Origin of the sequence: Magnetospirillum fulvum MGU-K5, from assembly GCF_000442515.1 — a bacterium.
Classification (GTDB): domain Bacteria; phylum Pseudomonadota; class Alphaproteobacteria; order Rhodospirillales; family Magnetospirillaceae; genus Phaeospirillum; species Phaeospirillum fulvum_B.
The window spans coordinates 1-5,908 of sequence record NZ_AQPH01000114.1 but is presented as its reverse complement, the minus strand read 5'-3'; the positions used below and the strand labels follow the sequence as shown (position 1 = coordinate 5,908).

General features: G+C 63.6%; 6 protein-coding genes and 1 CRISPR repeat array. All 6 genes read right to left on the bottom strand.

The window, feature by feature from the left end:
* Positions 1 to 35: 35 nt before the first annotated feature.
* Positions 36 to 333: a CRISPR direct-repeat array (repeat unit 32 nt; unit sequence GTTTCGATCCACGCCCCCGCGTGGGGGGCGAC).
* Between the two features lie 213 nt (positions 334 to 546).
* On the bottom strand, positions 547 to 843 hold the full coding sequence (cas2, locus tag K678_RS16650) for a CRISPR-associated endonuclease Cas2 (RefSeq protein ID WP_021133651.1): 297 nt from the start codon (positions 841 to 843) through the stop codon (positions 547 to 549).
* 11 nt (positions 844 to 854) lie between these two features.
* Positions 855 to 1,889, bottom strand: coding sequence for a type I-C CRISPR-associated endonuclease Cas1c (gene cas1c, locus K678_RS16645; RefSeq protein WP_021133650.1), 1,035 nt, complete (start codon positions 1,887 to 1,889; stop codon positions 855 to 857).
* Entirely contained in the window at positions 1,886 to 2,569 is a 684-nt protein-coding gene (gene cas4 / locus K678_RS16640) for a CRISPR-associated protein Cas4 (RefSeq protein WP_021133649.1), read from the bottom strand. Before cas4 ends, cas1c begins: the two co-directional genes overlap by 4 nt.
* A gap of 9 nt (positions 2,570 to 2,578) precedes the next feature.
* Positions 2,579 to 3,538: a type I-C CRISPR-associated protein Cas7/Csd2 gene (gene cas7c / locus K678_RS16635; RefSeq protein ID WP_021133648.1), complete on the bottom strand. Its 960-nt coding sequence runs from the start codon at positions 3,536 to 3,538 to the stop codon at positions 2,579 to 2,581.
* Entirely contained in the window at positions 3,535 to 5,307 is a 1,773-nt protein-coding gene (cas8c, locus tag K678_RS16630; RefSeq protein WP_021133647.1) for a type I-C CRISPR-associated protein Cas8c/Csd1, read from the bottom strand. The genes cas7c and cas8c overlap by 4 nt, the downstream gene beginning before the upstream one ends.
* Positions 5,304 to 5,908 (bottom strand): type I-C CRISPR-associated protein Cas5c (cas5c, locus tag K678_RS16625; RefSeq protein WP_021133646.1); only part of this gene is annotated, 605 nt, incomplete at its 5' end. The genes cas5c and cas8c, both read right to left, overlap by 4 nt.

Here is a 5,908-nt window from a genome sequence, read left to right as displayed (position 1 = left end):
CCGCCACCGATAAATTCGCCGTCGCCCCCACCGTCGTTTCGATCCACGCCCCCGCGTGGGGGGCGACGGCACTTGTTATTGGTCTCGCCGGTCGTGTGCAGGTTTCGATCCACGCCCCCGCGTGGGGGGCGACCCACCGAGTAATGTGGCGGCAGGATGTGGCCATTGTTTCGATCCACGCCCCCGCGTGGGGGGCGACCGTCCAATCACTTCACCCCCGCCACCCAGGCGGCCGTTTCGATCCACGCCCCCGCGTGGGGGGCGACACCCTGATCCTGCGCGAAACGTCGCGGTCGGTCTGGTTTCGATCCACGCCCCCGCGTGGGGGGCGACTCCATAGGAATAACAGATTGCTTTGATTGAGAAAATCGGTGCTGTGGCGCGAACCTGCCGGAGACGAGCCGGTTCTTCGTCCCCAGACCGATGCTCGGCTGTAAATGATTCACGATGTCAAACAGTTATCCATCGTGCGAACCGACCGGGAATTCCGGACACGCTTGGGGTTCGCACGGGATCGTTCCGACGCGATCGGCCGGTCTTAACGTCTTACAGGATGAGAGGCCCGTTCAGGTCGAGTGTCGGTTTCGCCCCGACATGATCGACCCGGCGCTGCCAGTTTGAGCCCAGGAAATAATAGCGCAAACTGTCGGAGTCCGGGTTGATGATTGCTTCCAATCGAGCTTTCAGCCCGACCCATTGCGCCGGATCGACCTCGACCTCGATCTCGAACACGGAATTCTGGACCCGCTGCCCATAATCCTGACAGGCCTTGGCGACTTTGCGCAGCCTGCGGCTTCCGCCGGGATCGATTGTGCTGACGTCGTAGGTGACCAGAACCATCATCGGCGTCCCCCTTATTTCCAGAACCAGGGCGGATAGGCGTCAAGGTCGCCGCGCAGATGGCGGGCGAGGAGGAGGGCCTGGAGATACGGCACCAATCCATGCGGAACGCTTTCGCCGAGGAACGGATGCTGGCGTTCCTCTTTCTTGCGCTCCTGCCACGCGGTCAGAACCGTCTTGCGCCCTTCGTCGCCGAGAAGAACCGCCCCGCCGTCGCGGCGTTCGAAATCCCCGGCCCGAAGTTGGCGGCGATTGATGAGAGAGAGGGCGAGACGGTCGGCCAGGACCGGACGCAACTCCTCCATCAGATCAAGGGCAAGGCTGGGCCGCCCCGGCCGGTCACGGTGAAGAAACCCGACCGCCGGATCCAGTCCGACGCTTTCGGCGGCGGCGCGGCAATCGTGGGTCAACAGGGTATAGAGGAACGACAGCAGCGCATTGGTGGGGTTGAGCGGCGGTCGGCGCGAGCGGCCCCGGAACGCGAATTCTGGGTCGGGCGAGCGGATCAGGTGAGGAAAGACGCTGAAATAGAGGGCGGCGGCTTCCCCTTCCGCGCCGCGCAAATCGTCGGTATTGCCGGTCGAAACCTCTTCCTTGCGCAAGATGTGCGCCATCCGCTCGGTCGCCTCGGCCAAAGCGGCGCTCTGGTCCGGGCTATATTCGTCGCCGTAATCGCGGATTGCCCGCATCAGCACCGAGCGCTGGTTGGCGACCTTGCCCATCACCACACTGCGGACGATCTCTTCCGGCTGGTCCGATGCCTTGTATTGAGCGCGGCGCAGCAGGACATTGCCGGTCACTGGCCCTTCGATCCGGGCCTGGAAGCGTCCACTGCGATCGAGCAGAACGATGGTGATCCCGTTCGCGGCGCAGGCCTGCATCAAAGCGGGGGAGAGGTAGATTCCTCCGAACACTACCACCGACGCCAGCATATGCAGCGGGACCCGGCCTTTTTCCGCGCCATCGATCTCGACGACCAGATTCTCGCCATCCTTGCGGATGCCCGCCCCCTCGGTCGTGACATAGATTGTGTTGAGCAGCTTCTTCATGACTTGTCCTCGTCCTCGGACAGCAGGGCGGCCAGCATTGTGTCGCGCCATTGCCGGGCGGGGCGGGCGGCGGCTTTGGGACGGCACAGCTCGATCAGTGAGCAAGCCCGGCAGCGGTCGGCGCGGAACGTCGGCGGTGGCGTGCGCAGGGTGGAGAACATCTCGCGCAGATCGGCGATGGTCGCCACTGTCAGGGCACGCAGATCGGGATCGAAGGGAACCGCGACCCGACGTTTAGTCTCGGCGTAATAGAGCGCCCCATCGGGTACCGACTGTCCGGTCATCTCTTCCAGGCAAAGCGCCTGGGCGCACAACTGGACCTCGTCGGCGCGGTGCAGCTTGGCCTTGCCGCGCTTGTATTCGACCGGAAACGGCGTTTCGGTGCCGTCCGGGGTGCGACGAAACTCGACCAGATCGGCCACGCCAGCGATCCCGAGACGAGGCGCCGCCAGGGGCAGCGACATCACCCGGCGGACGCCCCGTGCCTTGCGCTGGTCGCCCCGGTCGGCGGCGATATGAAGCTGATGCCCCTCGGCGGTGAAGCGGTTTTCCTCCCACAGCCGTTCGAGATGGATCAGCGCCGCCTGACGCAGGCAATAAACCGCGTGTTGAAGCGCGGAAAGCGGGATGGGCTCGCCCTCCCGCTCGTCGCCCTGCAACGGAGCATCCGCCCCGATCATCGAACGTGCTTACAGACGCTCGATGATCTCGACTCCTTCGGGCAGGTTGTCCCGGTCGATCGTCACCAGATAATCGGCAAAGCTGCGCGCCGAGGTGCGGTTGTCGATCGCCGGGTCGTTCACCGCGCGGAAGTCCCCGTCGATGTTGCGGCCGACCTTGACCCGGTCGAACAGGCTGTGGGCCGGAGCCTTGCCCAGCGCGCAATCGTGGCGGAAGACGATCAGCTTGCGCACCGCCATTTCGCCTCGCGCCGCCGAACGGTCGTGCTCGAACATGTTTTCGACCGCCTCCAGCAACAGATCGAGATCGGCCTCGGAAAAGCCGGTACGTTCGGCCAGCTTGGCCGAAATGAACCCATGGGCGCGATACAGGCCATAGGGCACGATATGCTTGCGGCCCATCGTGCGGTTGTCGGTGCGCTCGTTGCCGTCGCCTTCGTCCGACTGCGCCTTGTCCTTCTTTTCCTTTTCGGTGGTGGCGGCCATCCGGGTGATCGAGATTTCAATCGGCACAATCGGTTCGACCGAGGTGGCGAAGGCGAATTGGACCGGCCCCCGCACCTGACCGCAATTGATTCCGGTGCCCATCACCGCGCCAAAGGTCCGGATGTCGAAGAAATTGGCGCACATGAAGTCGCGTAGTTTCGTGGCCTCGGCATCGTCCTTGGGATTGAGCTTGGCTTCCTTGGCGACCTTGGCGTCACCGGGCCGCAGCGCGATATAGGCTTCACGATGCTTGTCGTTGAGGATCGAGCCATCCTGGACATAGATGTGAAAACCGCTTTCGTCGCCCTTGGCCAGTTCGACGTAATTGCGGATCTTCCGCTTCAGGCAGACATCGGACACCAGACCATGGTTGGTCTCGGGGTCGAGGCGCGGCAAATTGCCGGCATCGGGATCGCCATTGGGATTGCCGTTGGCGACATCGAACAGAACGACGAATTCGTGACGGAAAGACAGGGCGCTCATACGGCAGTTTCCTTCTGGGCAGAGGAATCGTGATCCTTGGCGACGAAGAATTGGTTGCGCTGGTGGTAATAGCCGAGGCCGAACAAGGCCTGCTGCTCGGCGGAGAGCGAGGGAGGGAACGGATCGTTGCCGGGCGACATCAGGCCCATGATCGCGCCGATTTCCTTTTCCAGGTTGACCCTGGCGCCGGGGCGGGCCTTGCCGACCTTGGACAGGTGATTGGCGGACCCGCTCTCCAAAATCGCGAACACCTTGCGCGGTTGGGCCGAGGCCGCCCCGTAATATTTGTCCTTGATCGTCGCGTTGACGTTGCGGCCCAGCGCCGCGCTTTGAACGTGTTCGTAAACGGCAAACAGCCGCCCGAGCAGATAGCCCTTGTTGGTATTGTCCGGGTCGAACGCCACGGGAGCCTCCTTGTCGGTGTAACCGTAATTCCGGATCAGAACGGCCCGAAGCAGGGCCACGCGCAGCGCGGTGACGCTCTTGTCGGAGCGCAGGCGCATCAAGATGTTGGACAGCAGAGTCAGCGGATAGCGCGTGCCGGTCAGGATCGCGCGCAAGAGCTCTCCGGCCAGATTGGGCGGCACGTTCTCGCGCTTGCCCAGCACGGCGGTTTCCTGAAGGTAACGCCACAGCGGCGGGTAGGGATCACGCGGCGGCGGCGCGATCCGGATATCCTCGACATAGCGGCGGTAATTCTCGGCCAAATGACCGAAATCGTCCTCGAACCAGTAGCGGATCGAGACTCGTGCCGCGTTGGGGGCCAGCCCCAGAACATAAAAGCGAACGCCCTCGGACAAGTGCGGGGCGAAGTCGTGAACCGGCAGGCCCTGGCGGATTTTGTCGAGGATCGCCCGCACCTCGCCCGCCTGCTTGTCTTCGTCGATGCCGCCCAACATCGCGAGAAAGGCGTTTTCGGCCAGTTCCGCGGTTGGGGCGTCGGAGGCATCGGCCCAGAACACCGTTGAGGCATCGCCGATCTGAAGCCGATTCCGGCTGTCGCTTTCCAAAAAGCGGTTAAGGACGGCGGTATAGGCAAAGGCGGCGGCTTCGGACACCGGGGCGTTGTCGCCCTGCTCGTGCCCATAGGATTCAAAGGCGTCTTTGTTATAGGAAACGATCGAGACGCCCGAGGATTGCCCGCCCCAAACCCCCTTGATCGCCGGATGCAGCCGGGCAATCGGCGCGGTCTTTCCGCTGACGAGGCAGACCGCCTGAGTCTGCTGGGTCCCGGACGAAGCCAGATCGGCCCACACCGCGCGCGCCGCCGCCCGGTCATGGAGATACTGGTCTTTCAGGTAGTCGCGCCCAAAGGCGAAGATGACGTTCTGATCCTTCATCTCCTCCGGCCAGCCCAGCGCGGCGAATGTGTCCGGCGTCCAATCGCGCAGAAACGCCAGCAAGGCCCGCAGGCCGGGATCGTCGGTCGCGGCCAAGGCATCGTTATGGCGCTTGACGAAAGCGGAATGTTCGTCGGCAAGGCGCTTGCCGTCGCCCGCCGTTACCCCCAGGACATAGGAGGTCTTGTCCCACAGGAAATTGGGGGCGATCCCCGATGTCCGTTTGCTCGGCTGCGGCACGTCCAGCATCCGCGGCGCAAGCTTCTTTCCGGTTCCCAGGCGCAGATCGATCGGCGACCCGGCGGGGGTGCCGTCCTCGTTCAACGAAATCAGAAAGCCGATTTTTTCGCTGGAATAGCCGAACGGGGGAACCTTGTGGTCCTCGGCGAGGCGGTCATAGGCTTTGGAGAGCGCGGCCAGGATGCTCATCGGCGGATCTCCGGCGAGCCGGGCGGCGGCACCCGCACCACGCCCCGGTCCATCCGGGCGCGAAAGAACATCGAGGCGCGGTCGCCGCCATGGTCGATGTCCCACAGCATGAAGCCCAAATCCCGGCTGTCGTCGATGGCGGGCAGGGGCGGGGCGTCGGGCTCGACCAGTTCGAACCGCGCCGGAAATTCCCGCGTGCCCAAACAGGGCTGGTGAAAGCACTGCCCGCGACGGGCGCGGCGATTGAAGATGTCGAGATGCTTGCCCGGATTGTCCTCGGCCCCGGCCCGGGGGGTCATCTCGAAATGCGCCTCGATCACATAATCGACATCGACCAGCAAGGTCGTGGCGCGTTGCTGGCGGTCGTCTTCAATCCGCAGATGCAAACCGTCCAGGCTGCCCCGTTTGAGCGCGGTCTTGACCTTGGCGACCGGAATTTTACTGCCGACCTCGTTGCGGCGCAGAGTGTGAAAGCGGATCGGCTTTAACACATGGATCGCATCGACGACCCAGGAAATGGCTGGTTTCCAGTGGATCGCCTCCAAGATGCCGCGTGCCGCCGATGGCGTCATCACGTCATAAGAGACCCGCTCCGCCTTCA